The sequence below is a fragment of the Ochrobactrum vermis genome (assembly GCF_002975205.1).
GTDB classification, from domain to species: Bacteria; Pseudomonadota; Alphaproteobacteria; order Rhizobiales; family Rhizobiaceae; genus Brucella; species Brucella vermis.
Map to the genome: position 1 here is coordinate 1,773,227 of NZ_PCOC01000002.1, position 24,923 is coordinate 1,798,149.

A 24,923-nucleotide genomic window follows, 5' to 3' on the forward strand; every position below is an offset into this window, starting at 1 on the left:
GTTCATGGATCGCAGAACATTTGCCAAGTCGCTTGCAGGAGTTGGAGCAATGCCCTTTGTCATCAATGCCGCGTCAGCAGCTACCAAGGGAGGAGCGAGCATGTTGGAACTTATGGGTGGGAGCATCACGGACGTGCCCGGAATCAAACTGGGGCACCATACGCTGACAAAACGCCCGACCGGCTGCACCGTTCTTCTTTGCGAGGAAAGCGCTTCTGCGGGCGTCGATGTGCGCGGCTCTGCGCCTGGTACACGCGAAACAGACCTGCTCGATCCGATCAACTATGTCCAACAGGTTCAGGCTATCCTGCTTTCCGGTGGCAGCGCCTACGGTCTGGCCGCTGCGACCGGTGTCATGCGTTATCTTGAAGAAAGCAATCTCGGTTTCAAGATCGGTAAAGGCGTTGTTCCAATTGTACCGGCTGCAATTCTGATGGACCTCGGCGTTGGCGATTTTTCTGTGCGCCCCGATGAGGAGGCTGGTTATCTGGCATGCAAAGCCGCCAAGGCAGAAGCCTCCGGGGAAGGTAATATCGGCGCAGGCGCAGGTGCGACGGTCGGCAAGATGTTCGGAATGGACTACGCCATGAAGGGCGGGCTTGGCACAGCCAGTTATAAGGTGCCAGGAACTGAAGTCGTGGTGGGCGCCATTGTTGCCGTCAATGCCGTTGGGGATGTCTACGCGCCGAACTCGCGCCAGATCCTGGCGGGTGCTCGGGCAGAAGACGGCAAGGGCTTCCGTGATACAATGTCTGCTATTATGCAGGGGCATGGCGTGGTCAAGTCCGGCGGCGCCAACACAACGATCGGCGCAATAGCGACCAATGTTCCCTTCGACAAAGCCCAGCTCAAAAAGATCGCTGGTATGGCACATGACGGCTTTGCGCGCACGATCAACCCAATCCACACAATGTGGGACGGCGACACGATATTTGCACTTTCGACTGGCAAGGCGAAGAGTGTGGAAGCCGATGTGACGGCAATTGGAGCGATTGCCGCGACTGTTATGGCAGAAGCTGTGGCACGCGCAGTTATCAATGCAGACAGCCTTCAAGATCTGAATTTGCCCGCATATAAGGATTATGCCTCGCAATAAGGTGATTATCTGCTGACAGTATCCTGTACTTCGGCGGTGCCGGGGAATGCACATGTCGCAGTCTGATCGGGCTATAGAAGCATGTTCTTTACAGAAGCGAATCCTTCTATAGTCCGTCTATGCCAATTCGACACTTAAGCGAAACCATCATCAACCAGATCGCGGCGGGCGAAGTCATCGAACGCCCCGCCAGCGTTATCAAGGAACTTGTCGAGAATGCTATCGACGCTGGCGCGACCCGCATTGAGGTCGTGACGGGCGGCGGCGGCAAGACATTGTTGCGCGTGACTGATAATGGTTCGGGAATTCCAGTCGATGAGCTTCCACTGGCCGTTTCCCGTCATTGCACATCCAAACTGTCCGATGATGTGCACGACATTCGTGCACTGGGATTTCGTGGGGAAGCCCTGCCGTCTATTGGCTCGGTCGCAAAACTGACTCTCAAATCGCGTCCGCAGGATGCCGATTCCGGCTTCGAAGTTTCGGTTTCCGGCGGGCATCTCGATGGTCCCCGCCCCGCCGCGTTAAATCGCGGCACAATTGCCGAGGTGCGCGATCTTTTTTATGCGACGCCTGCCCGGCTCAAATTCATGAAAACGGATCGTGCCGAAGCTTCCGCCATAACCGATGTCGTCAAGCGCATTGCGATTGCCTTTCCGCACGTCCGCTTTTCACTCGCGGGCACCGACAGAACGCCGCTGGAACTTGCGGCTACCGGCATCGGCACTGAGGCAATACTCGAGCGCATCAACCAGATACTCGGAAAAGATTTCGGCGAAAACGCCCTTGCCATCGATGCCGAGCGCGACGGTGTGCGTTTGGCCGGTTTTGTCGGCATACCCTCCCATAATCGCGGCAACGCCCTGCATCAGTTTGCCTATGTGAATGGTCGCCCAGTGCGTGACAAGCAGCTTTTCGGTGCGCTGCGCGGAGCCTATGCTGATGTCATGGCGCGCGACCGCCATCCGGTTGCCGTATTGTTTCTGACACTGGATCCGGCCTTGGTCGACGTCAACGTGCACCCTGCCAAAGCGGATGTGCGATTCCGCGACCCAGGTCTTGTACGCGGATTGATCGTCGGCGCAATCAAACAGGCACTGGCACAATCCGGCATCCGGCCTGCGACCAGCGGCGCCGATGCCATGTTGCAAGCCTTCCGCGCTGAAGGGTTCCAGCCGTCTTCGCCATCATTCACATCCCGTCCAACATCCACAGGTTATGCTTCTGGCGGCTGGCGTCCTGCACCTTCTGCACCAAGAAGCGAATGGTCTCCGCAGACTGCACATCCAGCTCATCGGCCACTCGACTTCGCAGCATCGCCATCTTTCCACGAAAGTGAGCAGGCGAGTCTTGCTGCTGTTATTGTTCCGACGGCTGATGCTCGGGCGACGCTAGATGACACACCGGTAGAACTACAGCGGAAGCCGCTTGGGGCTGCCCGTGCCCAAATCCATGCGAACTATATAGTGTCTCAGACGGAAGACAGCCTCGTCATTGTGGACCAGCATGCCGCTCACGAGCGCCTTGTCTACGAAGCGCTGAAAAACGCCCTGCATTCCGCCCCTATACCGGGACAAATGCTGCTTATTCCTGAAATCGTGGATCTGCCGGAAGAAGACGCCGAACGTCTTGCGGTCCACGCAGAAACACTTGCGCGCTTCGGCCTTGGCATTGAGCAATTTGGGCCAGGTGCTATTGCTGTGCGTGAAACGCCTGCAATGCTGGGAGCAATGAACGTGCAGCAGCTAATCCGCGATCTATCGGATGAGATCGCGGAACACGATACCTCTGAGGGGTTGAAAGCAATGCTGAACCATGTCGCCGCAACTATGGCCTGTCACGGTTCAGTACGTTCTGGGCGACGGTTGAAGCCTGAAGAAATGAATGCGCTTCTGCGCGAAATGGAAGCCACCCCCGGTTCAGGCACCTGCAACCACGGCCGCCCGACCTATATCGAACTGAAGCTGACAGATATCGAACGGCTTTTTGGCAGGCGCTGATAGAATTACGACGAACCGGGATGCGGTACTGCTGGACGCAGTGCCCGGTGCTTGCTAGAGTCGACTGCAAAGGTTTTAGACACATGAATAAATTTGAATCGCCCCGTTCCTCCGAAGCTGTTCTGCGCTATCTCGACGGCGATTATGAAATCGTCAGACACGGAGCTTATGTCGCGTGCGCCGTGACCGGTGCCCATATTCCGCTCGATGAGCTGAAATATTGGAGCGTTTCGCGGCAGGAACCCTACGCAACCGGCTTGATTTCGTTTGAGCGTGAGTTGGAAGTCAACCCAGAACTGCGTAGCCGCAAGAAGGCTTAGAGCCCGTTTCGATCTGATTGAATCAAATCGGCGCTTTAACTGGTTGTTTTGACGCGCAACTCGTTCCGAAAACCGTTTTTACACTTTTCGGGATGCGCTCTAAATTAACTCGTAACACGGTTTTTGAAGCGCTCGATGACCGTATCCAGAATGCGGTCAAGTGCGTCGTTACGGGCAAATTTGAGATCGACGTCAAGAACGGCTAGCTTCGCCAGAAACCCGGCAGGAATTCCGATCATCGTGGCCAGACGCACCAGATCCTTCGCCGTGGTGATCAACCCCAATCCTTGACGACGAGCCGTGTCTATCAAATTGCGAATGTCGTCCGGTTCAAAACTGTGATGATCCGGGAACGAGCGCGTTTCCACAATCTCACCACCTGCTTCGGCAACACTTGCATAGAATTTTTCAGGATTACCGATTCCCGCAAACGCAAGCCAGCGATTACCCGCTACTGGCGTGGTCGAAGACGGTTCTAGCCAGGCTTCATATATTGGTCTACCAGCTCGTGCCGCCTGCCGGATTACAAAATCAGCACCATCGCCCTTGCCGATACGCAGCAAAGCATCAGTTTTACGTAGCTGATCTATCAACGGAGCCCGCAATGGCCCTGCCGGTATGACTCTACCGTTGCCAATGCCGCGCATCGCATCCACCACCAGCAGCGAAAAATCGGCAAAAAGCCGTGCACTTTGAAAGCCGTCATCCATGATGATGAAGTCGCAACCGAGCGTCTCCAAATGTAGAGCCGCCTTCAGCCGATCAGGACAGAGAGCTACCGAAGCATGTCGCGCGAGCAGAAGGGGTTCATCCCCAACATAGCGAGCGCTGTCATGTGATGCATCAACGACATGCAATCCTTTATAGGCACCGCCATATCCGCGCGAGACAATTCCGGGCTTCAATCCCCGTGTTTTTGCACCTTTCGCGAAGGCGATGGCAGTCGGCGTTTTTCCCGCTCCGCCTACGGTAAAATTGCCAACGCAGAGGACGGGAAGAGAAACCTTTGGCGGCTCCGCTCTCAAAAGCCGACGCCCTGCCACTGCTCCGTAGAGCCAGGCAGCAGGTGCCAGAGACAAAGCGCGCCAATCAGGTTTTTCCCACCAGAATGGCGGCGCCTCACTCACCATCGTCAGTGTCCGCCCGTCTGATACGCAGCCTCATTGCGGTTGCCGGGCAACTGTGCCTGCAGGATCAACGGCTGGATAAAGGGCTCCAGAGCTACAAGCGTGCGATCCAGCGCACCACGCATATCCCTGACCGTACTCACCCCGGCATTGATCATTGCACGGAGATGCTGGGGATTGTTGAACAGGAAATTGATCGCCCCTGCCAGCATGTTGCGATCCTTCACAATACGCGCCCCACCATTTTTGATAAGACGCTGGAAGGACTCGCGGAAATTCTGGACGTTCCGTCCGGTTAACACCGCAGTCCCCATCATTGCCGGTTCCAGCGGATTATGGCCGCCTTCCTTGGTCAAGGAATTGCCAATAAATGCTATCTCAGTGAGCTGGAGGTAGAGCCCCATCTCCCCGATAGTATCTCCCAGAAGGATATCCGTGTCGGCTTCAATCGGTTCGGCAGCACTGCGACGCGCAACCTTGAGCCCTTTTTCAACCAGCATGGCCTCGATGGCTGGAGCACGGTCCGGGTGGCGTGGCACGATGATCGTGACAAGATGCGGATACCGGACTTTCAGCATCTGATGAACTTCCGCTGCAATCGCTTCTTCACCATCATGAGTAGAGATTGCAGCCCATGTGCGTCGTCCGGCAATCTGGCGCTGCAATGCGGCCAGCGCCTGCTGATCAGCTGGCGGAGGATTCGTATCTACCTTCAGATTTCCTGAAACGCTGACAGGCCGCGCTCCAAGCGCCCGAAAGCGATCCGCATCGAGTTCCGATTGTGCGACCACATAAGCGAAATTCTCGAAAAGAGCTTCGGCCAGTGCCGGTCTTTTTTGCCAGGCAGCGAATGAACGATCAGACATGCGCCCATTGACGAGAACCTGCGGCGTATGGCGACTGCCGAGCGAAAGTACTGTTGCAGGCCAGACTTCTGACTCACAACCGATGGCAAGATCAGGTTTCCAATGGTTGAGAAACCTGTTCACGGCCGGTTGCAAATCCAGCGGGGCGTATTGGTGAATGACTTTGTTACCCAACTGGTCCGCGACAACTTTTGCCGATGTCACAGTACCTGTCGTCAGCACGACATGAATACCTGTCGTGGCAATGCGTTCAATCAGTGGTCTGATCGCTACAGTTTCGCCAACACTTGCCGCGTGAGCCCAAATAACCGGTCCTTGTGGACGTGCGATGGAGGATTTGCCGTAGCGCTCACCGCGGCGCGTCCGTTCTTCCTTGCCGCGAGACGCACGATAGGCGATGTAGGGGCCTATGAAAGGATAGGCCGCAGAGCCGAGTGCGCGGTAGGCAGACAACATATTGCGCGCCCAACGTTCGCTCATTTCGCTTTCTCCAGCGCAGCATAGGCCTTGGCGGTCGCGTCGTTGAGTTGGCGCGTTAGCTCCATGCGTTTTTCTTCCAGTTGCGTTTCATCGGCATCCGCGTCGACCCAAACATTGTCGCCGCGCACGATAATCGAACGCCCAAAGGGTAGCGGAATCGCCGTCTTGTCCCAGGACTTTTCCAAAACATGGTTCCGCGAGAAAGCATAAGCAACCGGTATTATCGGACGACCGGACAATTTCGCCAATAAAATGATACCGTCTCCCGCTTCACGCGCCTTGCCATGAGCAATGTCCGCTATGATTGACGCCGACTGCCCTTTTTTGAGAGCATTCTTCAACGTCAGAAGTGCACGTGCGCCGCCCTTTTCAGGCTTGGAACGTGAGCCTCGTCCGCCGGAGCCGCGCACCGTCACCAATCCCAGCTTTTCCGCGACACGAGCGTTCAATTCCGCATCGGCACTTCGTGAAAACATGGCAACCAGTTCGATTCCCTTGGGACAGATAAATGGTCCCATAAGATGTTGCCCATGCCAGAAGGTCACGATGAAAGGATCGTCCTTGCCAACCAGCGCTTGCGGGTCGGCAGATTCTTTCAAGCGTGAATTCGTTATGTAAACAAACTTGAAATAAGCAGTAATGAGCCAGACGAGCACCGCTTTAACCGCAGCAGACTGCGCCAGAGGCCCGCGAATACGCCGCCAAAGGCGCTTCGCAAACCCCTGCTTCTTACGCTCGGCTGTTCGACCCGAGCTATCTCCGCTTTGCATCCGATATCGGTCGGGAGCAGGCAAAAGTTCAATCCGCCTTCAGCGTCAAGCTTTCCGGATCGAGCAACCGATGCAGATGCACAATGAAATAGCGCATATGAGCATTATCAACAGTTTGCTGAGCCTTAGACTTCCACGCGGTCTTGGCTGTCTCATAATCCGGGTAGATGCCAACGATATCTAGGTTCTCAAGATCCCGGAACTCAACAGTGCCGAGCTTTTTCAGCTCGCCGCCGAATACCAGATGAAGAAGCTGCTTTTTGTCGCCTTCGACGCTCATGACAATTATCCCTGAACAAATTTGGTTCGCGGCATGATTAACCCAAGGGTTAGCCCGCGACAACACTCAACATTTCTTGCAGAAGGTCCCCGCTGGCGGCGACGAGAGCACCATGACTCATAGTCGGGCCACCATATGTAATCGGCAAGGCATCGCTTGTCAGGATTGCCCCACCCGACTCACTCAGGATCAGATCAGCTGCTGCCAGATCCCAATCATGCGAATTGGGCCGAATGAAGGTACCGGCGATATCTCCGCGCGCCACCATAGCAATACGGTATGCGAGAGAAGGAACATAGGGATGAACCTTTACACGATCTCTCCAGCTATCCGGCAACGCTGTCACCATGTTGCGGGCTGATGCGATAGTGACCGGTTCTCCCGGTGACGGCAGCCTGACATGAACAGCAGTACCATTCTGCGAGGCACCGGCTCCTTTGCCAGCCTCGATCAGTTCCTCGCGCGCCGGGCATTCCAGAACACCAGCCAAAGGACGACCATTTTCAACAATGGCAATGCTAACACACCATTGATCCTGCCCCGCGATATAAGCGCGGGTACCGTCAATCGGGTCGACCACGAAGGCACGACTACGTTTTACAGCGGCCCGTTCATCGACTGTTTCTTCCGAAATCCAACCGTAATCCGGTCGTGCATTTAAAAGGACATCTTTCAAATAGCGGTCGACCGCCAGGTCCGCTTCACTGACTGGCGAGATACCGTCCTTCAGCCAAACTTCCGGAGAACGACCAAAATAGCGCATCGCGATGCGCCCGGCTTCCCTCGCAGCATCACGTAGAAGCGCCAGCTCTCCGGTAATGTCTTTGTGTTTGTCAGTTTCCGGCAAGAGTCATGCCTTCGATCACCAGGGTTGGGGCGGTCATCCCGAAGCTTCGGTCGATATCTGACGCAGGTGTCGTGTTGAGGAACATATCCTTGAGGTTCGAAGCGATCGTCACTTCGCTGACCGGATAGGAGAGTTCACCATTCTCGATCCAAAAACCCGACGCACCACGGCTGTACTGGCCGGTAATCATATCCACGCCCTGCCCGAACACTTCCGTTACATAAAAACCTGTACCTACCGCGCGAATTAATTCGTCTGGCGACTGCGCGCCGGGTTCGATGGCAAAGTTGGTCGATGCAGGCAAAACACCAGAACCGGAGCGGACACCACGACCATTGCTTTGCAAGCCAAGCTCGCGGGCGCTCGATCCGGAAAGTAGCCAATGATTGAGGACACCATCCTCGATCATCGTCAATTGCTGCCCCTCAATCCCTTCCCCATCGAAAGGGCGCGAAGAAGAACCACGTATACGCAATGGATTATCCGTGACATTGATGCCCCGCTTCAGAACCTGCTTACCAAAGTTATCGCGAAGGAAACTGGTCTTGCGGGCAACCGAAGCACCGTTGATTGCACTTGCGAGATGCCCGGCAATACCACGTGCAAGACGGGGATCATAAACGACAGTGACAGGGCCGGTCTTTGCCTGACGCGCACCCAGTCGACGCACTGCGCGTTCACCGGCACGGCGACCAATATCATCGGACGCATCGAGATCGGAGAAATGCAGGCGCGAACTGAAATCGTAATCGCGCTCCATTTTAGTGCCCTCGCCTGCGATAGCCGAAACCGACCTTCCGAAGCGTGTGGCAGCGTAATGCCCCGAAAAACCGGTTGACGTGACCAGCACCAAGCCACCCAGACTGCGCGAAGCGCCAGCCCCACCTGAATTTGTCACGCCTTTGACCGCAAGCGCCGCCGCTTCTGTTGCAAGCGCATCGTGGGTCAGATGTTCGGAATCGATTTCCGTCGAATCGTAGAGGTCAAGATCGCGGGGCGAAACCACAAGTAGCGATGGATCGGCCAGTTGCTCGTAGGGGTCTTCCGGTGCAACACGTGCCATGGCTACAGCCCGCTCCGCGAGGCGGTCCGGATCGGCGCCCGCATTAGCGGAAACACTGGCAATGCGACGACCTACGAAAACACGCAGGGCGAAATCATCACTCTCCGACGATTCGGTTCCCTCAACCTTGCCCAGTCTCACCGACACGCTAACAGATCGCGCCCGCATCACGACTGCGTCAGCGTGATCCGCACCTGCCCGCTTGGCTGCAGCCACAAGAGCAGCGGCCCGATCGACAAGTTTATCCGTCGAATTATCTGAAATCATTATATAATCCGAGTTTCCCAAGTTTATCACGGTTCAACCTTGCACTACAATCTGCAGCGGGACCTAAACCGGGACTTGCCAAAAAATATCGTCAAATTGTTCGACATCGGGCTGATTACAGCCATATCTTGTTTCTATATTGCCGAAATCAAAGAGCTTCAAGGCAAGCCCTTCTACATTTCTCCAAATTCCAAGAGCTAAGCATGGTTGCAACTGGCGGAAGCCTCTACCTACAGTGTCTGATGATTTTGGGCGGTGCCATTATCGCTGCGCCGTTGTTCAAGCGATTGGGGCTTGGCACCGTCCTCGGTTATCTTGCGGCAGGCATCACAATCGGCCCCGTGGCTCGGCTCATTGCGGATGGAGAAGAGTTTCTGCATTTTTCCGAACTCGGCGTCGTCTTTCTGCTTTTCATCATCGGTCTTGAGCTCAAACCTTCCAGACTTTGGGCACTGCGCCAATCAATTTTCGGTCTTGGCACTGCGCAAGTTCTGCTTTGTGGGGCAGCTCTGACTGCTCTCGGCATCTATTTTGCTGGCCTCAGCACAGAAGCGGGTATCATCATCGGTTTCGGCCTTGCACTCTCTTCCACGGCATTTGCCATGCAGGTTCTGGAAGATCGGGCGGAAACAAATCAGAAGCATGGCCAGCGAGCCTTTTCGATTCTGCTGTTTCAAGACCTTGCGATTGTACCGATTCTCGCCATCATCCCAGCACTTTCACCCAACGAACCTTCGCAGGCGAGCGCAGGGTTCCATCTCGCCACTGCCATTGCAGCCATCGCAGCGCTGGTGGTTGCAGGACGCTATCTCATTAATCCGATGTTCCGGATTATCGCCAATACCGGCGCTCGCGAAGTGATGATTGCAGCCGCACTCTTTGTGGTACTCGGATCAGCCAGCCTGCTCCAGGCTGCCGGTCTTTCCATGGCCATGGGTGCATTCATTGCTGGTGTCCTGCTAGCGGAATCTTCGTATCGGCACGAACTTGAAGCCGACATCGAACCGTTTCGCGGTATTTTCCTGGGGCTGTTCTTTGTTGCGGTCGGCCTTTCGCTGAACCTCACCGTGATCCTGCAATACTGGAAGATTATCCTTCTTGCTGTTCCCATCTTCATGGCGACCAAGATTATAATCATTTATCTGCTGTGCCGCGTTTTCCGCTCCAGCCATAATGATGCAGTGCGGATCGCTTTCCTTCTACCGCAGGGTGGAGAATTCGCCTTCGTTCTTTTCTCAGCAGCCTCAGCGGGGGCCATAATCTCAAGCGCCCTTGGATCAGAGCTTGTAGCCGCTGTCACCGTGTCGATGGCGCTCACACCGCTTTCGGTTGCAATAGGCTCGAAGCTGCTTATCAAAGACAAGACAATCGACGAGATTGAAGAGAACTTTGAAGGTGCTGGTTCCGACGTATTGATGATCGGCTTCTCGCGTTACGGTCAGATCGCCGCACAAATCCTGCTTGCTGGAGGCATCGATGTAACAGTGATCGACAGTTCGCCCAATCGCGTCCGCGCCGCCAGCAAATTCGGCTTCCGAATTTATTTCGGCGACGGCACCCGCAAAGACGTACTGGAAGCAGCCGGAATCCGAAAAGCGAAAATCGTCGCCGTGTGTACCCACAAGAAGGAAACAACCAACCACATCGTCAATCTCATACAGTCGGAATATCCCGATGTACGCCTGTTCGTTCGCTCATATGATCGCGAACATACGTTGCAATTACGAGCTCAAGGCGTTGAATATGAACTACGCGAAACATTCGAATCCGGTCTGCTGTTCGGTCAGCGGACGCTTGAGGGGCTCGGCATAGCTGAAACGCAAGCCTACGGAATTCGCGAAGATGTGCGTCAGCGCGACGAGGACCGTCTCCACGTGCAGGCTTCGGAAGGAATCATGGCCGGGCGTCATCTGCTTTTCAACAAGCCGGTCACACCAGAGCCTCTGGTTAAACCAGCTCGAGAAGGCCAGCGCATCGATAAAGGTACAGATGATATCGTATCCGCTTCGCCGTCAAGCGACGCAGTCGAGTCACCAGTACCGGCGGAATAGCAAAGGCGTCAGGATGTCGATAAACTCAAATCGCAATGCTTGAGTTTATCGACCCAATCTTTTGTTCGACCGCGACTTCTATGGCACGTTTCAACTCGTCGCGCACGCTGGCGCTTTGTGACAGGATTTGTTCAAACTTCAGAAAATCCAGAAGCCCGATCCGTTCGACATTCGGTCGTATAAAAATGTGCGGCGGGCGAATGCGAAATTTGTTTTCGATGATAGAACACATCGTCAACTGGTTCGCACCGATCACCGCTTCAAATGTGGTTGGCATATGGTCGTCCGGACCTACCGGCGTACCCACAACGTCGATGCCGATAACAATGTCGGCCTCATCGAATAACAAATCAAAGGGCACGGGGTTAAACAAACCACCATCGACCAGAATTCGACCGTCCCGCCGCACCGGAGCGAAAACCGGCGGTATGGCGCAGGATGCGGCGATTGCGGAATGCAGATCGCCATCGCGAATATGAAGCTCCCGAGCGGCATGAAAATCCGCCGCTGTAATACTCATCGGGATTTTCAGTTCTTCCACATTCGCGGGAAAGCTGGCGGGCAAAAAGACATCCAACACCTTTTCGATGTTGAACTGGCTAACCCGCAAGCCGCCTTTCAGTAACTCTGCCCAGCGAGCCGGTCTGGTTTGCCACATGCGCTTTGCGACTTCGGAGCGGCGATTGAAAATCGCTGCCATATATTCGTGAATTTCCTTGCCGGTCATGCCGCTAGCCATGCCGGCACCAACAATCGAACCTATCGAAGAGCCAGCAATGGCAACCGGTTTGATGCCCAGTTCGTCGAGCACTTCAACAATATGGATATGGGCAATGCCACGCGCCCCGCCGCCGCCGAAAGCGACGGCAATTCGGGGTGATGACGGCACTGCCTTTTCCAAACTGACACCTTTTAGCTTTGGGCTGGTCCAAAGATCAGAATAGCCGGTTCTGCTTCAAGCAGCTTTTTGGCAATGGCCTTGACCTGATCCAATGTCACGGCATCAATCAGCTCAGAGCGCTTATCGATATAATCACGCGGAAGTTCTGTTTCCTGCAAACTGACAAGAGTTTCGGCGATCGCAGCTGACGAGTCCAGATTGTTGACCGCATAAGACCCCTTGAGAAAGCTCTTGGCAGCAGCGAGTTCTTCTTCCGTCGGGCCGTCGGCAGCCATTGCAGCAACCTGTTCGCGGATGATCTTCAGGGATTCCTGAGCCTTATCAGGACGGGTCGCTGTCGAGATCATCAATGCCGAAACATGGTCACGCATGACCATGGATGATGACACTGAATAGGCAAGACCACGCTTTTCGCGCACTTCGGCATAAAGGCGCGAAGTAAAACCACCACCCAGAATATGGTTCATCAGATAGGCAGCAAAGAACTCGGGATCTTTACGCGGAATAGCCGGATAGACAAAGCTGATCGAGGTCTGCGGCATATCAAAATTGAGACTGGTCGTCGTACCAAGTGCCAGTTTGGCGTCCGGCACAGGAACCAGTTCAGCCATCGCGGGCAGATCGCCGAATACTTTATCCAGCAACACACCAAGATCCGTGGCGTTGATGGAACCCACCACACCAATAGTCAGCCGGTCACGCGCAAAATTTTTGCGATGAAAATTGACCAGATCGTCACGCGTAATCGACTGCAGCGACTTCACCGTGCCGTCATCGGGACGCGCATAAGGATGGTTGCCATATAGAACTTCGGAAAACTTGCGTGATGCAATCGTTGAAGGATTTCGCTGCGAAGCTTCGATGCTTGCAATTACCTGCTGGCGAATACGGTCAACAGCATCTTGATCGAAGCGAGGCTTGTTCACAGCAAGGGCGAGGAGATTCGTTACTGCGTCGCGATTTTCAGCCAGCATACGAATACCGCCTGAAACGGAATCCTGCGTTGCGGAAAAGCTCATTTCCGCTCCCAGATTATCCATCCGCTCCTGAAACGCATCCGATTTCAGATCACCCGCGCCTTCGTCGAAAAGCCCCGTCATCAGATTAGCCAATCCCTCCTTGCCGGAAGGATCTTGCGATGTGCCACCCTTGAACGAAAACCGCATCGAAACAAGCGGGACTGAATCGTCCTCTACCAGCCAGGCATGAATGCCCTTTGGCGAAACAACTTCTTGAATTTCGATGGCCCGCGCAGGCAAAGCGCACAAGATCAACAGTGCCATCGAGGCCGCAAGCATAGCTACAGCAGACCGGGCTGGGCGAAATTCGAGAACACGTTTGAAGTTCAGCATGATGATCTTCTTCACTGGATCGCTCCTCCCGCACCATCGGCACCGGCGCCTCCTGCCGACGCGGCCGGATTCTCGCGAGCACTTTCAGGCTCCGCATCTGGTGGAAGCAGGTAACTTGTTACCGATTGGTCTTTGACGAGATAGCGCGTTGCCACGTCTTTGATCTGATCGACCGTGACGCCTTTGATGATCTCAGGCCATTTCTGGATATCGTCAACCGTTTGTCCAACAGACAGCGTCGAGCCATAAATCCGAGCCATACCCGTCTGGCTATCACGTGCAAAGATTACTGCCTTCAGGAAACGATTGCGGGCTTGATCAAGTTCAGTTTGGTTGACGCCATCCTTGATAATCCGCGCCACTTCGGCCTCAACTGCCTTTTCAACGTCTCCGAGCGTCGCACCATTACGGGGCGCGCCATAAACCGAAAAAGTGCCGTCATCAAGCGCATCACTATCGTAGCTTGCGCCCGTATTGGCGGCTATGCCCTGTTTGACGATCAGTTCTTGATAAAGACGCGAGCGCAGTGAACCGCCAAGAATTTCGCTTAAGAGATCGAGAGCTGGCGCATCGCCCGGTTTTACATTCGGAAACCGTTTCTCATTCGTATAGGAGGGAACCAGCCAGGACATACGGAACGAGGGGGTGCTGACGCGCTCATCGTGCAGGGTAACGATGCGGGCTGCATGCTTCGCAGGCTCCTGCGGGCGTTCACGTGGCAAGACCTCGGCGCGTTTCGGCACTTTTGCCCAGGTTTGCAAGGTCAGATCGCGCACGCGTTCCGGCGAAACGTCGCCAGCGATAACGAGCGTTGCGTTGTTCGGCGTGTAATATTGCTGATAAAAGTCGATGGCGTTCTTGAGGCTCAGCTTTTCCATTTCCTGTTGCCAGCCGATGACAGGCTTGCGGTAAGGATGATTATAGAAAAGAACTGCGTCGGTATTCTCCATCAGCATGGATGCCGGATTGGAATCAACCCGCATCCGACGCTCTTCCAGAATGACGTCCCGTTCGGTTTTTACGGCTTCCTCATTGAGCACCAGATTTTCCATCCGGTCCGCTTCGAACTGCATCACCATTTCCAGTGCTTCAGGAGATACGCGCTGGAAATAAGCTGTATAATCATAAGAAGTGAAGGCGTTTTCCTGTCCCCCGATGGAGGCGACTTTCGCAGAGAATTCGCCAGCCGGATGGTTCGTTGTTCCCTTGAACATCAAATGTTCGAGGAAATGCGCGATCCCCGAAACACCGGGCGCTTCATCGGCCGACCCCACATGGTACCAGATCATCTGCGTCACCACCGGAGCGCGATGATCGGGAATGACGACTACTTCCAGACCATTTGGCAAAGCAAAGTGACTGACCCCATCCGACTGGATAATTTCAGGAGGCGTTGCCTGCACGGCAGATGTCGGTGACGCGGGCGTCGGTGCCAGTTGTGCTTCTGCGTTTGCAGCAGGTTGGCTTTCTGCCCGGACAGCACCATTCGTCAATGGTAAAATCAGCACGAAACCCAAGGCGGTGGACAATAGCAAGCGCCGGAGTGAGGGGTTATTCACCAAGCGACATCTCCAATTGGTTTCATTTCCGCCCAGGTCTTCCGGGGCGAAATATTCAATTTTCATGCGAACGGAATCGTCCGCTAATTCAACCGGCGGCTTTCAACTGGATCAGCCGAATGATCGTGCCCCCGTAGTTGCGCTCTTCCAGCACGACGAATCGCTCATCGAGCTCAAGAGCTGCCTCCGCATCTTCTTCAAGCACCAAAAGTGCGTCAGGATTAAGCCAACCACCCTGAAGCGCTGATAAAAATGCCTTTTCCCCCATACGGCGTCCGTAGGGAGGGTCAGCAAAAATCAGGTCAAACGGCTCCATCGTTCCGACGATACCCAACTGGCAGGCGTCCCGTCGCAAAATCTTGGTGTGTCCCTGAAGACCGAAAGCCTCAATATTCTGGCGTAATAATCCCCGCCCTTCCGCAGATTCTTCCACGAAGATCGCGTAGCGGGCGCCACGCGACAAAGCTTCCAGACCAAGCGCTCCTGTCCCTGCGAATAGGTCGAGGACGCGTGCGCCCTCTACCTTGTCGGGGAAATTATGCGCGAGAATATTGAACAGACTCTCGCGTGTGCGGTCGGTGGTGGGGCGGATGGCGTTGGTCGAAGGTGTTACGAGCGCTCGGCCGCGAAACTTACCGCCGACGATCCGCACCACCGCCTCCAGTCCTGCCACCGCCTGACTTGCCACCGCCCGGTTTTCCACCCGGTTTACCGCCCGGCTTATTACCCGGTCCGCGGCGCGGACCATCTTCAAAACTGCGGGACTTGTTACCTGGTCCACTGCTGCGCGGGCCGGAACGCGTATCGCGGTCAGAAGCCCCAGAACGGCCTTCTCCACGCGGTCCGCCCGGCTTCCCTGGCTTGCGGTTTTCAAAGCCAGCCTTGCCACGCTCTCCTACCCGGCTGTCCCCATCACGCAATTCCGCGCGCTCGCGCTTGCCAGGGCGACGCTCCTTGCGTCCATCCTCGCGTGGCTCACGGCGCTCTGGACGTCCTTCATCCGACCGAGTTCCATCCGAGCGATTGCGCGGTGGACGCGTATCCTTGTCGAAACGACCTTCCGGGCGTTTGTTGTAGCGACGTTCGCCGCCTTCTTCGCGTCCCTGATCCTCATCGCCAGCCCGACGCGGGCGCATCTGGAGATCGCCACTGAACTTCGCCGAGCGGTGCGGAACTTGATGCTCGACACGTGCCGATTTCGCAGCCGCCTTTTCGCCCTTGGGACGTGCGCCCGGAGCCATCCAGACATTGGCATTGCCGCGACGACGCGGTTCCACCTTCTCCGCATTCTTGTCGTCGCGACCACGACGACGCTCAGGGCCACTGGAAATCCACTCGCGTTCACGCGGGCCACGACGGCGTTCACCTTCCTCGCCCTCGTCTTCCATTTCGCGACGGGTACGCCCCTGAACAGTGGCATTGGAAAACTCATTCAAGACTGGCGCATCAAAATCTGCGCCCGCGTCTTCGATCAGTTTGTCACCCAGCTGGTCCCGCAGGATACGTCCTTTGATTTCGCGTACCGCACCTTCTTCAAGATCGCCAAGCTGGAACGGACCGAAGGAAACACGGATCAGGCGACCGACGGTGAGACCAAGAGCGCCAAGAATGTTCTTTACTTCGCGGTTCTTGCCTTCCCGCAAACCGATCGAAATCCAGACATTTGCACCCTGAACCCGCTCCAGTTCTGCTTCGATGCTGCCATAGAACACGCCATCGACAGCGATACCGTTCTTAAGTTCGTCAAGCTGTGGCTGCGTAACCTTGCCGTGGGCCCGGACGCGATAACGACGAAGCCAACCGGTGGATGGCAACTCCAGAACACGTGACAACCCGCCATCATTGGTCAGGAGCAAAAGGCCTTCGGTATTGATATCGAGACGACCGACCGAAAGAACACGCGGCATTTCGGCAGGCAGCGCCGCGAAAACCGTTGGGCGACCTTCTGGATCGCGATTGGTCGTCACGAGGCCGGCTGGCTTGTGGTAAAGCCAAAGGCGAGTACGCTCGGCCTGCTTCAGCGCCTTGCCGTCGACTGTGATAATATCCGTGCGTTTGACATTCACTGCCGGGCTGTCCAGCACTTTGCCGTTCACGGCGATACGACCGGCGGCGATCATCGTTTCAGCTTCGCGGCGGGAAGCTATGCCAGCACGCGCCAGGCGCTTGGCAATACGCTCGCTCGTGTCCTCTTGCTCCTCGGTGCTACGCGGCCCGAATTGACGTGGCTTGTCACGCCCACCGTCATCGCGGCGCGGGCGGCTGTCACGGTCTTGCCGACCGGGGCGATCGGAGCGCCCTCCACGGCCATGCGGACGCTTGCCGTCCTTGTTGTCGTCATCTTTAGTCATCTGATATTGGCCTTTCAGCGGCGCTGCCGTGTCACCTTACACCTTTAATGGCAGGCAAGGGACAGCCGGAAACAGGAACGCCGTATAAATCCGTTCGCAAATCGGTTTCGATTTCGTGAATTATGCAGTAACAAATCGCTCCATGGCTTGCGAGCGAAATTTCCGAAAGAATGCATGAAATGGAACAGGCATGAAAAAGATTGCCGACGCCGTGAACCGGAATACGGCCACTCCCATGGAGATCGCACTGCAAGAAGCGCGCACTGCGAGCTTACGCGGAGAAGTGCCGATTGGTGCAGTTGTCGTGCATCAGGGAACGATTATTGCACGGGCGGGCAACCGCACACGCGAACTCAATGACGTGACTGCCCACGCAGAAATACTGGCAATCCGCATCGCTGGCGATGTTCTTCAATCCGAACGCCTCGTCGAATGCGACCTCTATGTAACGCTTGAACCCTGCGCGATGTGTGCAGCCGCAATTTCTTTCGCCCGCGTCCGTCGCCTCTATTACGGCGCTTCCGACCCAAAAGGCGGCGGCGTAGAACATGGGCCGCGCTTTTACACGCAGCCCACCTGCCACCACATCCCGGAGATTTACGCCGGTTTCTCAGAGGCTGATGCCCAGAAGATCCTCAAGGACTTCTTTCGAGAGAAACGCTGAACCTTCAGCTCAACGCCTTGCGGCCGGTCATATAGCGCAACGTATCGTCCCGCAGCGCAAAGTGATGGACAAGCGCCATCAAGACATGTCCGGCAATTACTACAAGCAGGAGCCAACCCAGCAAACCGTGCAGCGCATTACCAGGAGCGGTCAGTGCGGCGTTCTGTATGCTTGTCTGCTCAAAGATCTGGATGCCAAGAAACGAGAAACCTCGCCCACTGCCATATGTGCGTAGCAAAGCCACAGCCGGAACTGCGAACATAAGCCCGTAAATAAGAAGATGCCCCAGCGCAACCAGCTTTCCGGCACGGCCTTGTTTATGCGGGCGCCTGTTAACGTTCAGCAACCCCCAAATACCGCGTAGCAAAACAAGCATTAGAAGCGCAAAACCGAGCTGGTGATGCGCAGACCAGAAAAAATTATAAAACATCGTATCCTTGGCAAAGACACGAAGAATGGCAGAGATGAATTGCCATAGGAACAAAAGGGCCATCAGCCAATGAAAGGCCCTGCTGATCAGGCCATATCCGTTTCGATTATCTAAAAAAGTATTTGTATTGCTCATCTAACCATACCTTACACTCAGAGCTAATATGGTACGATCTATCCAAAATAGATCTTTGATTGAAATCAAATACGCGTTAAAATACCAAACATTACAAATATTTAATATTTTTATCCATCAGTCAAAAACACAACAATCGACAGAGATAGAATATTTATATTCTATCAATAAAATAAGCCGCAGTAAATTTATTTACTGCGGCTTTCTTGTCGAAGAAGGAATAACAATCAGATATTAGTTCCAAGGCAGGTAATCACGCCAGCCTTTGGACTTGCCTGCGGCTTTCTTGCGTTCACGTTCTTTTTGCGCTTCGTCGGTTCCCAACTCGCCTGTGGCGGCCGTAGATGCCGGCTCGCGGTAAGCCAGCGGCGGCTCGCTCAGATAACGGCGCGTTGATGAGGAGCCTTGAGTCTGTTGCTCGCGCATAGCCTTATAGGCTGCAACTTTTGCCGGATCGAATGTCGGAGTACGAGATTCATAATCTTCGCGGCGGCTGTTACCGCGCGGCAATGCCGCCTGGATATTGGATGCAACCGGGCCATCCTGAACAACGGGCGACACGAAATTCGGGTCGTCACGGTTCGCAGTAATCTCGTCACGCAGGCGCTTGCGGCGCTGTTCCGGCGATTCCGGCCAGTTAGGATCATTGGCGCTTGCAAGACTCTGCTGCGGCGCTGGCAGCTGCCCCTTGTCACCCGGAGCGGGACGCACCAAATCGGGACGCGGCTTGTAATCGATGCGTTCTTTTTTGTTCTTGCCCTGACCGAAGCTCGCCATATTGGAAACGTCGTCGAAGAGCTGTGCGCCCGCCGTCTTGTCCGTTCCATAGGTCGGCGAAGAAACGCAACCGGATAGCGAAACTCCCGCTATCGCTGCCATAAGCACCAGAACTCGTCCTTCAATCTTCATTAGCGCCACTTCTTTTACGCTTGCCGATTTTATCTTCACCAAAATTTGCTCAAGCAAGCCTTGACTGAAGAAACCGGCAACTCCAAGGCAGATCGTGAATTTATCCAAGGACTGCCTTGTACATGAGAGGAACCCATGCGGCAATCCGGTGTTAATCTCTATTTCACCATGTTCACGCGCGGACCTGCAACCCCTGTCACGCAAACAAACAATCCGCCCCGGATGAAACCGGAGCGGATTGCGATCTCTGCAATCAGGCGTCGAGCTTGCCGAGCGCCTTCAATTCGCGCAGTGCCTCGGCATCGCGCGCCGACACTTCCGGGAATTCCGGGTCGGAACCCACATCGGTCGTGTAGCGCCACGAGCGGGCACATTTTTCGCCCTCCGCACGCGCTGGCACAACGGCCACGCCCTTCACATCGCCAAGCGTGAAAGCGCCTTCCGGTGCGGCTGCATCGCTGAACGAGATGCCGCTGGTGATGCAGATCTCCGCAAAATCGAGACCGTCCAGCGAATCGCTCAGGCTCTTGTCGGAGATATGAACCACCGGTGAAGCTTCCAGCGACGAACCGATGCGCTTGTCAGCGCGCTCCAGTTCGAGCGCGCCGGTCACGACGCGGCGAACCGCGCGCACCTTGCGCCACTTTTCAGCCAGCACGTCATCGCGCCATTCGGCCAGCGTCGGACGGAACTGCTCGGCATGGACCGAAACCGACTGCGGGTAACGGTCGAGCCATGCTTCTTCCATGGTGAAAGGCAGCATCGGCGCAAGCCAGGTCGTCAGGCGGTCGAAGATTTCACGCACGGTCTGCAGCGCGGCCTTGCGGCGAACACTCGACGGCGCGTCGCAGTAAAGCGCGTCCTTGCGGATATCGAAATAGAAGGCCGAAAGCTCGACATTCATGAAATCAATCAGCGAACGCGCGATGCGCTTGAAATCGAATGTGTCATAACCGGAGCGCACAACCTCATCCAGCTCCGTCAGACGGTGCAGCATCAGGCGCTCAAGTTCCGGCAGATCGGCATGGGCAACGTTTTCGCCTTCGTCATGCGCCAGCGTGCCCAGCATCCAGCGGATGGTGTTGCGCAGCTTGCGATAGGCGTCGATATTGGTCTGGATGATGCTCTTGCCGAGGCGCTGATCTTCCCAATAATCGGTCGTCATGACCCAGAGACGCAGGATATCAGCGCCGGATTCCTTGATGACGTCCTGCGGCGTTACCGTATTGCCGAGCGACTTCGACATTTTCTTGCCGTGCTCGTCCATGGTAAAACCATGGGTCACAACGGCATTATATGGCGCGCGACCGCGTGTGCCGCAGCTTTCGAGAAGCGACGAGTGGAACCAGCCGCGATGCTGGTCTGAGCCTTCGAGATAGACGTCTGCTGGCCACTTCATGTCCGGGCGATCTTCCAGCGTGAAGGTGTGGGTCGAACCGGAATCGAACCACACGTCCAGAATGTCGCGCACCTGCACCCATGGCTCAATAGCGCGGTTGCCAAGGAACCGCTCGCGCGCACCTTCGGCAAACCATGCATCAGCGCCTTCGGCTTCAAAAGCATCGAGAACACGCTTGTTGACCGCATCATCCTGAAGGATGCTGCCTTCTTCATCCACGAAAACGCAGATCGGCACGCCCCAGGCGCGCTGACGCGAAAGCACCCAGTCCGGGCGGCCTTCGATCATCGAGCGCAGGCGTGTCTGACCGGCAGCCGGAACGAAACGCGTATCGTCGATGGCCTTCAGCGCACGCGAGCGCAGCGTGGTGCCGTCGCCAAGGTTCTTGTCCATATAGACGAACCATTGCGGCGTGTTGCGGAAGATGACCTGCTTCTTCGAACGCCAGGAATGCGGATAGGAGTGCTTCAGGCGACCGCGGGCGAAGAGCTTGTCACGGGCGATGAGCTGATCCATCACCGACTTGTTGGCATCGCCCTTCTTGCCGTTGTCGTCGATGACCCGTGCCGGGCCGCCTTCGCGGTCAGGACCAAAACCGGGCGCGTCCTTGGTATAGTAGCCGCCATCATCGACCGGGAACGGGATGCTCGGATCGATACCGCGCGCTTCCAGTTCACGAACATTGTTCATCCAGGCTTCAAAGTCTTCGCGGCCATGGCTTGGCGCGGTGTGGACAAAGCCCGTACCCGCATCGTCGGTCACATGATCGCCGTCGAGCATCGGCACTGCAAATTCATAGCCGCCGCCAAAGCCTTTCAGCGGGTGGTCGAGCACGACCTTGCCAAGCTCATCGGACGAAACGCCACGCAGGCGCTTGAACTGAAGCTTTGCCTTGGCGAAGCTTTCTTCGGCCAGCTTGTCGGCGAAGACGAGCTTTTCGCCCGGACGCGGGCCAAAATCGTTTTCCGCTTCCATGACTTCGTAAAGTCCGTATTCGATGCGCGACGAGTAGGACACTGCGCGGTTGCCGGGGATCGTCCAGGGGGTGGTCGTCCAGATCACCACATCGCTGCCGGAGAGATCGTTCTGACCGGCGACCGGAAACTTGACCCAGATCATATCCGACTCGACATCGTGATACTCGACTTCCGCCTCGGCAAGCGCCGTGCGCTCGACGACCGACCACATCACCGGCTTGGAGCCGCGATAAAGCTGACCGGAAGCCGCGAACTTGAGAAGCTCGCCAGCGATACGCGATTCAGCATGGAAGTTCATCGTCGTATACGGATTTTCGAAATCGCCAAGGATCGCAAGGCGCTTGAACTCATCCGTCTGGACCCTGATCCAGTTGGCGGCGAATTCACGGCATTCCCTGCGGAATTCGTTGATCGGCACTTCGTCCTTGTTCTTGCCTTCGGCGCGGTATTTTTCCTCGATCTTCCACTCGATCGGCAGGCCGTGGCAATCCCAGCCCGGAACATAGTTCGAGTTGAAGCCGCGCATCTGGAACGAACGGGTGATGACGTCCTTGAGGATCTTGTTCAGCGCATGGCCGATATGGATATTGCCGTTGGCATAGGGCGGGCCATCGTGCAGCACATAAAGCGGGCGGTCTTTCGCCTGCTCGCGCAGCTTCTTGTAAAGGTTCATCCCCTCCCAGCGCTCGACGAACAGCGGTTCGCGCTGCGGCAGGCCCGCGCGCATCGGAAATTCTGTCTGCGGCAGATTGAGGGTTTTTGAGTAATCGATCTTGGTCGTCTCGGTCATGATGGGTATTCGCCTGTGGAGCCTCGGCCAGGAATGGCGGGCATGTGGATCAACGATAACAGGAGGACTGTAAGAGCACAGCCGGTCGTTCCCGGACCTCCGCACCAGTTATTGCCTGGCAAAACAGCCATTCAGGCAAAGCGGGAGGCCGGGCCAATAATTCGTATGGCCGTCATGATAAGCCGAAAATCCGTCATCATGGGCACGCTTTTAGCAATGAGCTTTGCAGGAATAAAGAGGCCAGGGGAACAAAGACGCAATAAAACTGCATCCTCGCCCCTGAAAATTGTCACATTGATGCTCTTGAGATCAATCCAGCGAGAAATCGAATCGATAGGTCGCAGATAGACCAACCATGAACTGGTTCGGCGACCCGCGCTCCTTGACGATACTTGAATCCTTTGCCGGTCCCTGCAGGCGACTATATTCACCGAACAGGCTCGTATCGATCTTGTCGGTCGCCTTCCACGTAATTGCGCCGCCGACACCTGCGGATTTAAAGCCGCCGCCCGGATTATACTCCGTAAGACCAGACGCGACTGCTTCCTCGGCATCGACCCCGAAATAGGTCTTGAAGTAATCTTTCGAAGCGAACGTCGCACGCGGACCGCCCGACACGCGGATGGTTGGCGTGACATCATAGAAAGCATCAGCAGCAATATCGGCTACGACACCGTTATGCGCACGAATACCATGACGGACTTCGCCGCGCACACGCAGCCAGTCAGTTGGATAAACGTCAACGAATGCGCCAGCCTCGCCGCCAAATTTCGTATCTTTGAGGCCGTGAATATCGTCGTCTCGCTCGAAAAGAAGTTTGCCAGCAAGGCCAACGCGGAAGCGATTATTATCAATCAGAGCGAAGGATACGTTGTCATTGCGTGAGGAAAAACGTGTCGCCTGCCCCTGTCGGCCAAGTGAGATCAACGGCTGGGCAGAAAAGCGATACTTGTTCGATCCTTCGAACTTCGGAGCAACGAGACCCGCCGCACCGACCTTGAGATACCAGTCGCCAGACCAGAAATGCTTGCGTGCGGGCTGAACCGTTTCTGCCGCATAGATATCAGCCTGCTGTACATCAGCAGAAAACGCGACTGAACCGCCTGAAAAAAATGCAGCACCTGCAACGAGGGCCAGCGAAACAATACGTGCCACATTAAACTCCAACAAAAAGCGCCCCAACAAGCTTTGAGACATTTATTACTTTTTGTCGAGAATAAGTAAAATTTGATTTAAATCTTAAGTGGAAAATGAACTGAAAACTCGCCTCACGCGAAAGAAAGCAAACGGTCCAGCTCTGAAAGCGGCTTCGCGCCTCCAAGCAGGGCTCGTGCCTCAGCATCGTCGCGCTTCATCTGCTCAATCAGCGGGTCAAGGCCATCAAACTTAACCTCTCCACGCAGGAACCCGAAGAACGACACGCAAGCGGTCTCACCATAAAGATCGCCCGAAAAATCAAAAAGAAAGGTTTCAAGAAGGGGGCTACCATCACTATCGACGGTTGGACGGCGACCGAAACTGGCCACTCCGTCATAAAGATCGCCATTCTCGCGCCTGAACCTGACCGCATAGATTCCGTGCTTCAGGCCTGCCTGCGCATCTATTTTCATATTGGCGGTGGGAAATCCAAGCGTTCGCCCGAGCTTTTTCCCGTGAATGACTTCGCCGCAGACGATATACCGGTAACCAAGAAGTCCTGCGGCTTGAACGACATCACCTTCACAAAGCAGGTTTCTTATACGGGTCGACGAAACAAGATTATCGCCTTCATCTGTAAAGGCATCGACAAGCGTTACCGTGAACCCGGCCGTTTCTCCTGCCTTCTGAAGAAATTCCGGCGTCCCGCGTCGTCCTTTGCCGAAATGAAAATCATAACCGGTAACAACACAGCTTGCGCGCAATTTTTCAACCAGAATATGCCCGACGAAATCTTCCGCCGAGCGGGATGAGAACTCACCGGTAAAGGGCTGTTCAACGACAGCATCAAACCCCATAAAGCGCAGTACTTCAGCCTTCTTTGCCGCTGCAGTCAAACGATCAATCGGTGCGTCTGGCTTGAAAAAGCTGCGCGGATGCGGCTCAAAAGTCAAGACCACTGCTGGCAAGCCGCGTTTTTCGGCGATCTCCAACGCACGCTCCAGCACAGCCTGATGGCCGCGATGGACCCCATCGAAATTGCCGATTGCCACGACACAATTCTGCAGGAATTCCGGCAAGGAATCCGTTCCAGAAAGGCGCTGAAAGCTGGGTTTAGTCATTTTGATCTGAACTTCGATTGGTCGTAACGAG

General features: G+C 55.4%; 21 protein-coding genes. 5 read left to right on the forward strand and 16 right to left on the reverse strand.

The window, feature by feature from the left end; translation table 11 throughout:
- Positions 1–4: 4 nt before the first annotated feature.
- The 3 genes from CQZ93_RS22505 to CQZ93_RS22515 all read left to right on the forward strand — a co-directional run bounded on the left by CQZ93_RS22505 (position 5) and on the right by CQZ93_RS22515 (position 3,416).
- Positions 5–1,096 (forward strand): P1 family peptidase, encoded by a 1,092-nt coding sequence (locus CQZ93_RS22505; RefSeq protein WP_105544752.1) that lies wholly within the window; start codon positions 5–7, stop codon positions 1,094–1,096.
- Between the two features lie 119 nt (positions 1,097–1,215).
- Complete coding sequence (mutL, locus tag CQZ93_RS22510) at positions 1,216–3,096, forward strand: DNA mismatch repair endonuclease MutL (RefSeq protein WP_105544753.1); 1,881 nt, start codon at positions 1,216–1,218, stop codon at positions 3,094–3,096.
- A gap of 83 nt (positions 3,097–3,179) precedes the next feature.
- Entirely contained in the window at positions 3,180–3,416 is a 237-nt protein-coding gene (locus CQZ93_RS22515; protein ID WP_105544754.1) for a DUF2093 domain-containing protein, read from the forward strand.
- 104 nt (positions 3,417–3,520) lie between these two features.
- On the opposite strand, the gene lpxK is transcribed toward CQZ93_RS22515, so the two are convergent.
- From lpxK to CQZ93_RS22545, 6 genes are read right to left on the reverse strand one after another with little or no spacing between them, the layout of a single operon-like run.
- On the reverse strand, positions 3,521–4,546 hold the full coding sequence (gene lpxK, locus CQZ93_RS22520; protein WP_105544755.1) for a tetraacyldisaccharide 4'-kinase: 1,026 nt from the start codon (positions 4,544–4,546) through the stop codon (positions 3,521–3,523).
- A 2-nt stretch (positions 4,547–4,548) separates the two neighbouring features.
- The gene (waaA, locus tag CQZ93_RS22525; RefSeq protein WP_105544756.1) at positions 4,549–5,889 is read right to left on the reverse strand and encodes a lipid IV(A) 3-deoxy-D-manno-octulosonic acid transferase; all 1,341 of its coding nucleotides are present in this window, start codon (positions 5,887–5,889) and stop codon (positions 4,549–4,551) included.
- Positions 5,886–6,659, reverse strand: a complete 774-nt coding sequence (locus CQZ93_RS22530) for a lysophospholipid acyltransferase family protein (protein ID WP_105544757.1) — start codon at positions 6,657–6,659, stop codon at positions 5,886–5,888. Before CQZ93_RS22530 ends, waaA begins: the two co-directional genes overlap by 4 nt.
- Positions 6,660–6,687: 28 nt before the next feature.
- Positions 6,688–6,939, reverse strand: a complete 252-nt coding sequence (locus CQZ93_RS22535; protein ID WP_105544758.1) for a DUF4170 domain-containing protein — start codon at positions 6,937–6,939, stop codon at positions 6,688–6,690.
- Between the two features lie 49 nt (positions 6,940–6,988).
- Positions 6,989–7,786: a 3'(2'),5'-bisphosphate nucleotidase CysQ gene (locus CQZ93_RS22540; RefSeq protein WP_105544759.1), complete on the reverse strand. Its 798-nt coding sequence runs from the start codon at positions 7,784–7,786 to the stop codon at positions 6,989–6,991.
- Positions 7,773–9,116: a TldD/PmbA family protein gene (locus tag CQZ93_RS22545; protein WP_105544760.1), complete on the reverse strand. Its 1,344-nt coding sequence runs from the start codon at positions 9,114–9,116 to the stop codon at positions 7,773–7,775. Before CQZ93_RS22545 ends, CQZ93_RS22540 begins: the two co-directional genes overlap by 14 nt.
- Before the next feature lie 203 nt (positions 9,117–9,319).
- Here CQZ93_RS22545 and CQZ93_RS22550 point away from each other — a divergent pair, with 203 nt between their 5' ends.
- Positions 9,320–11,167 carry a monovalent cation:proton antiporter-2 (CPA2) family protein gene (locus CQZ93_RS22550; RefSeq protein WP_105544761.1) on the forward strand — a complete coding sequence of 616 codons (1,848 nt, stop codon included), beginning with the start codon at positions 9,320–9,322 and terminating at the stop codon, positions 11,165–11,167.
- A gap of 25 nt (positions 11,168–11,192) precedes the next feature.
- On the opposite strand, the gene CQZ93_RS22555 is transcribed toward CQZ93_RS22550, so the two are convergent.
- The 5 genes from CQZ93_RS22555 to CQZ93_RS22575 all read right to left on the reverse strand — a co-directional run bounded on the left by CQZ93_RS22555 (position 11,193) and on the right by CQZ93_RS22575 (position 17,330).
- Positions 11,193–12,068: a patatin-like phospholipase family protein gene (locus tag CQZ93_RS22555; RefSeq protein WP_105544762.1), complete on the reverse strand. Its 876-nt coding sequence runs from the start codon at positions 12,066–12,068 to the stop codon at positions 11,193–11,195.
- A gap of 11 nt (positions 12,069–12,079) precedes the next feature.
- Positions 12,080–13,420: a M16 family metallopeptidase gene (locus tag CQZ93_RS22560; protein WP_286154287.1), complete on the reverse strand. Its 1,341-nt coding sequence runs from the start codon at positions 13,418–13,420 to the stop codon at positions 12,080–12,082.
- An 11-nt stretch (positions 13,421–13,431) separates the two neighbouring features.
- Positions 13,432–14,979 carry a M16 family metallopeptidase gene (locus CQZ93_RS22565; protein WP_105545267.1) on the reverse strand — a complete coding sequence of 516 codons (1,548 nt, stop codon included), beginning with the start codon at positions 14,977–14,979 and terminating at the stop codon, positions 13,432–13,434.
- An 88-nt stretch (positions 14,980–15,067) separates the two neighbouring features.
- Positions 15,068–15,631 (reverse strand): 16S rRNA (guanine(966)-N(2))-methyltransferase RsmD, encoded by a 564-nt coding sequence (rsmD, locus tag CQZ93_RS22570; RefSeq protein WP_105545268.1) that lies wholly within the window; start codon positions 15,629–15,631, stop codon positions 15,068–15,070.
- Entirely contained in the window at positions 15,612–17,330 is a 1,719-nt protein-coding gene (locus CQZ93_RS22575; RefSeq protein WP_105544764.1) for a pseudouridine synthase, read from the reverse strand. Before CQZ93_RS22575 ends, rsmD begins: the two co-directional genes overlap by 20 nt.
- A 190-nt stretch (positions 17,331–17,520) precedes the next feature.
- Between CQZ93_RS22575 and CQZ93_RS22580 the strand changes: the two genes are divergently transcribed.
- The gene (locus tag CQZ93_RS22580) at positions 17,521–17,994 is read left to right on the forward strand and encodes a nucleoside deaminase (protein ID WP_105544765.1); all 474 of its coding nucleotides are present in this window, start codon (positions 17,521–17,523) and stop codon (positions 17,992–17,994) included.
- Between the two features lie 4 nt (positions 17,995–17,998).
- Here CQZ93_RS22580 and CQZ93_RS22585 read toward each other — a convergent pair whose 3' ends face one another.
- The 5 genes from CQZ93_RS22585 to CQZ93_RS22605 all read right to left on the reverse strand — a co-directional run bounded on the left by CQZ93_RS22585 (position 17,999) and on the right by CQZ93_RS22605 (position 24,892).
- Positions 17,999–18,559, reverse strand: a complete 561-nt coding sequence (locus CQZ93_RS22585) for a cytochrome b (protein WP_105544766.1) — start codon at positions 18,557–18,559, stop codon at positions 17,999–18,001.
- Between the two features lie 234 nt (positions 18,560–18,793).
- Positions 18,794–19,468 (reverse strand): hypothetical protein, encoded by a 675-nt coding sequence (locus tag CQZ93_RS22590; protein WP_105544767.1) that lies wholly within the window; start codon positions 19,466–19,468, stop codon positions 18,794–18,796.
- Between the two features lie 253 nt (positions 19,469–19,721).
- A complete protein-coding gene (gene ileS / locus CQZ93_RS22595; protein WP_105544768.1) occupies positions 19,722–22,634 on the reverse strand; it encodes an isoleucine--tRNA ligase in 2,913 nt (970 codons plus the stop codon).
- Between the two features lie 309 nt (positions 22,635–22,943).
- On the reverse strand, positions 22,944–23,831 hold the full coding sequence (locus CQZ93_RS22600) for a MipA/OmpV family protein (protein WP_422616107.1): 888 nt from the start codon (positions 23,829–23,831) through the stop codon (positions 22,944–22,946).
- Positions 23,832–23,902: 71 nt separating this feature from the next.
- A complete protein-coding gene (locus CQZ93_RS22605) occupies positions 23,903–24,892 on the reverse strand; it encodes a bifunctional riboflavin kinase/FAD synthetase (protein ID WP_105544769.1) in 990 nt (329 codons plus the stop codon).
- Between the last annotated feature and the right edge of the window lie 31 nt (positions 24,893–24,923).